This window comes from Brevinematia bacterium (assembly GCA_039630355.1).
In the GTDB taxonomy this organism is placed as follows: Bacteria; Spirochaetota; Brevinematia; order DTOW01; family DTOW01; genus SKYB106.
The window spans coordinates 1-3,807 of sequence record JBCNVF010000097.1 but is presented as its reverse complement, the minus strand read 5'-3'; the positions used below and the strand labels follow the sequence as shown (position 1 = coordinate 3,807).

The window sequence follows — 3,807 nt, the reverse complement described above, 5'->3', positions numbered from 1 at the left end:
TACTATCAAAACTCAGAAACGTTCCCAATTCCAAGATTTTAGGATGTGTCTTTCTTTTTACTATTCTTGCAGTTTCTATTGGGACTGAAATATCTTTTTCAGCGCGTCTAGGAGGCTTGGTGTGGAGTGAAGTTTTGTAATTGAATGAATACTGTCTAAAGCCAGAGGAAGTAAGTAAACGAGAAGTTTGGGATCTTGATTACTCACCTGGTGGAAATTGGAAGTTGTTGAATTGGGGCTAGCTAATTTGAAATGGGGCGGGGGGATTGTTATAATTTATTAGGGTGGAGGAGATATGTTGAGATTGCTTGAGAGGGTTGTTGAGATTTTGAAAAGAAACTATAAGTTGGGGGTAGTAACCTTTTTGTCAATTTTTATTGTGTTTGTTACTACTTTCAGTCTATTTGGTTTTTCGTCGGTGATTGTGGTGATTGTTTTTATTTTGTTACTGCTGAACCTTGTGTGGATTTTGTGGGCGGGGACTAGGATATTTGAGGATATAAGGAGTGGGAGGCTTTTCAGAGGTGTTGAGAATATACTTATAATTGCTCTTCTGTTTGCGATACTTGTGGTTTTGTATATAATATCGTCAAATAGGTCACTGAAGGTAGATTTGACTTCGGAGCAGATTTATTCTCTATCTCCTTATACTTTTGAGATTCTTCGCACTCTTGATAAGGATGTCAAGATTACTCTTTTTGCAAAGAGGGGAGAGGCGACGGAACTTGAGAAGATACTTGATGAGTATTCAAAGAACTCTACTAGGATAACTTTTGTTTCGGTTGATCCTATAAAAGATCCTATAACTGCAAAGAGGTATGAGTTGCCCCAAGGTGAGAGTATAGTGATAGTGGTTGAGTCAGGGGGTAATAGGAAGTATATAAGAGGTAGTTCTTTGATAGAGTATCAGCAGACTTCCTATGGTCCCAAAGCCACGGGTATAAAGGTTGAGGAAGAGGTTACTTCTGCGATCTTAAATGTTACTGGTTCTTCAAGGGTTATTTACTTTTTGACTGGAAATGGTGAGTATAGGGTGCTTGCAACTGCTCCGGGGAGTGAGGGAGAATATCTTTTCAATACATTCAGGTCTTACCTAGAGAAGGCAAATTATACTCTTAAGGAGTTGAACTTGTCTACTACTAAGGAGATACCTTCTGATGCTGGAGCTATAGTTGTGATGGGACCAAGAAAGATAATACCTATTGATGTTCAGGAAAAGCTTTATGCGTTTTTTACTAATGGTGGGGGGTTAGCAATATTTCTAGAACCTGTGCTGGGGAGTGTAACTTATGACAGATCTTTCTCAATAAACTATTTGCTTACGAAGTTGGGATTTTATGTGAAAAACAATGTTGTTTTTGATCAAGAAAGGTTTAATCCTTATGTTGGTCGTTTGTTTTATGTTCTGCCTTACCTTCACTTTAGTCCTATAACCTCGGATTTGAAGAAAAAGGGATTGCCTGTGCAACTTGTTACTGCTATGGCGATAAGTAGGATGGAGAATATTGAGGGACAGCTTGGTTACCGATACTACGACCTGATGTCTACTTCGGAAGAGAGCTGGGGTGAAACTTCTTTGCCAGAGAGTGAGAGAAATTTTGTTGCTGTGCCCGATAAAAATGATATTTCGCCACCTGTGATTCTAGGATACGCCATAGAGAAGGTAGCAGGAGAGGGTAAAACTAAAGTAGGTAAGATTGTGATGATAGGTGACGTGGATTTCCTTTCTGACTATTTTATTGAGAGCATGTCTGGAAACTTAGAACTTGCTCTTAACATAATTGAATGGGTTTCTAAGGAGAGTGGTTCTCTTGGAATAAAGCCAAAATCTATAAAGCATGAGCCTGTGGTGATTCCTAGCTCTGCTGATGCTAACCTTGTTCTAGTGCTTAGTTTGGTTGTAGTTCCGTTGCTTATGGTTTTGCCAGGGATAGTTATATGGTTTTTGAGGAGTAGAAGGGTAAGGTAGGAGGAGACTGATGAAATTTCCATTTACATGGCTAAACGATTTCATTGAGCTTGAGAAGATACTTGACAAGGAAAAACAGGATGTTTTTGGGGTAGCTGAGAAGTTAACGAAAGTTGGTGTGGAGGTTGAAGAAGTAGAAAAGTTGGGATTTTACGATGGAAATGTTGTTGTTGCAGAAGTTGATGAAATTTCCCCTCACCCAACAAAACCTCAGCTACTTGTGTGTAAGATAAATGTCGGAAGTGATGAGGGCAGAATAGTAGTTACGTCTGATGTGACAGTAAAAAAAGGACAAAAAGTGGTATATTGTTTTCCCGGAACGATACTTGTGAAAAGTAATACTTTAGTTGATATTATGAGTTTTGAGAACATTAATTCTTATGGGATGTTATTGTCTTTGGAAGAGTTAGGAATTGAACCTAGAAGTGAAACTGTCTGGAAAATTAACAGTGATTGGGGAATTGGTAGTGACTTGATTTCAAATATGTTACCTAGGTTTATCAGAGAGGAGTATGTCTTTACGGTAAAAGTTCCTTCCAACAGAGCAGATGTTTTGTCTGTGCTTGGTATCGCTAGAGAGTTATCAGCAATATACGGTATTCCTCTGAGGCAGTTACCTACCTATAAGTTCTCGGAAGATCAGTCAATAAAGCCAGAGATAGTCATCCAGGATGGTAGGTGTTTGAGATATTGCTCAAGAGTGGTGAAAAAAGTGAAAGTTAGGGAGAGTAGTGATATAGTTAAGATAAGGCTTCTTCTTAGTGGTTTGCGTCCTATTAACAACATTGTTGATATAACGAATTATGTTATGCTTGCTGTAGGACAACCTATGCATGCGTTTGATTATGATAAACTCTCCGGAAGAAGGATTGTAGTGAGGGCTTCTAAGGAAGGAGAAAGGATTGTGACGCTTGATGGTAGAGAGATTGTGTTGAAAGAAGATACCTTGGTTATTGCTGATAACGAAAAGCCTGTAGCTATAGCTGGAGTGATAGGTGGGGAGGAAACTAGGATAACTGAAAACACTACTTCTGTGCTTTTTGAAAGCGCTTATTTTGATTACAATACTATAAGGAAAACTGTTAAGGAACTAGGGATCTCTACAGAGTCTTCTCTAAGGTTTTCCAGAGACCTAGGGTTTTACACTACTGATCTGGCTATAAATCTTGCGGTGGGTATGATTGGGGAAGGTAAGGTTTCTTCTTTTGTTGATGTTAGAGGTAGTGGGAATGGTGCTTTGAAGGAAGAGGTTATAAAAACTTCCTTTTCGGCTATCAGAGAAAGAATTGGGTGTGAGGTACCCAATGAGAGGATAAAGTCTATACTGACATTCTTGGGGTTTGAGTTACAAACAAAGGGAGATGAAGTTATTGTTAAGGTTCCGCCTTATAGAAAGGATGTGTTTATTGAGGAGGATATAGTTGAGGAAGTAGCAAGAATTTTCGGGTATGACAATGTGCCATCCACTATACCGAGGATTGAGAAAAACCCAGAGATACCGTCTAATGTGTTGAAACTGGAGCAAGTGGTAAGAAGCAATTTGGTAGCACAGGGTCTTACCGAGGTTATGAATTTCTCTTTTATTTCTGAAAAAGATGCAGAATTGTTTATGTTGGGGAAGGATCTATTGGTAAAGGTATTTAATCCAATGATTGCAGAGGATAATACTCTAAGACCTATGCTGTTAGTGAATCTTCTTAGGACTGTCAAGAGAAATGTGAACAATGGGTTTAGAAATCTTTCTATTTTTGAGATAGGTAAAGTCTTTACCAGGGTTGGTGAGGTATTTTCTGAGGATAAGAATGTTTGCATAGTCCTATGTGGTAAGAGAGATGAGA

Annotated in this window: 2 protein-coding genes; both read left to right on the top strand. The window is 38.7% G+C overall.

Annotated features, from left to right (window positions below; all coding sequences use genetic code 11):
* Positions 1–295: 295 nt before the first annotated feature.
* Complete coding sequence (locus tag ABDH28_06625; protein MEN2998690.1) at positions 296–1,969, top strand: Gldg family protein; 1,674 nt, start codon at positions 296–298, stop codon at positions 1,967–1,969.
* 10 nt (positions 1,970–1,979) lie between these two features.
* Positions 1,980–3,807 (top strand): phenylalanine--tRNA ligase subunit beta (pheT, locus tag ABDH28_06620; GenBank protein MEN2998689.1); only part of this gene is annotated, 1,828 nt, incomplete at its 3' end.

Coding starts and splice junctions, on each gene's coding strand:
- ABDH28_06625 (MEN2998690.1), top strand. CDS start 296: ATGTTGAGATTGCTTGAGAGGGTTGTTGAGATTTTGAAAAGAAACTAT.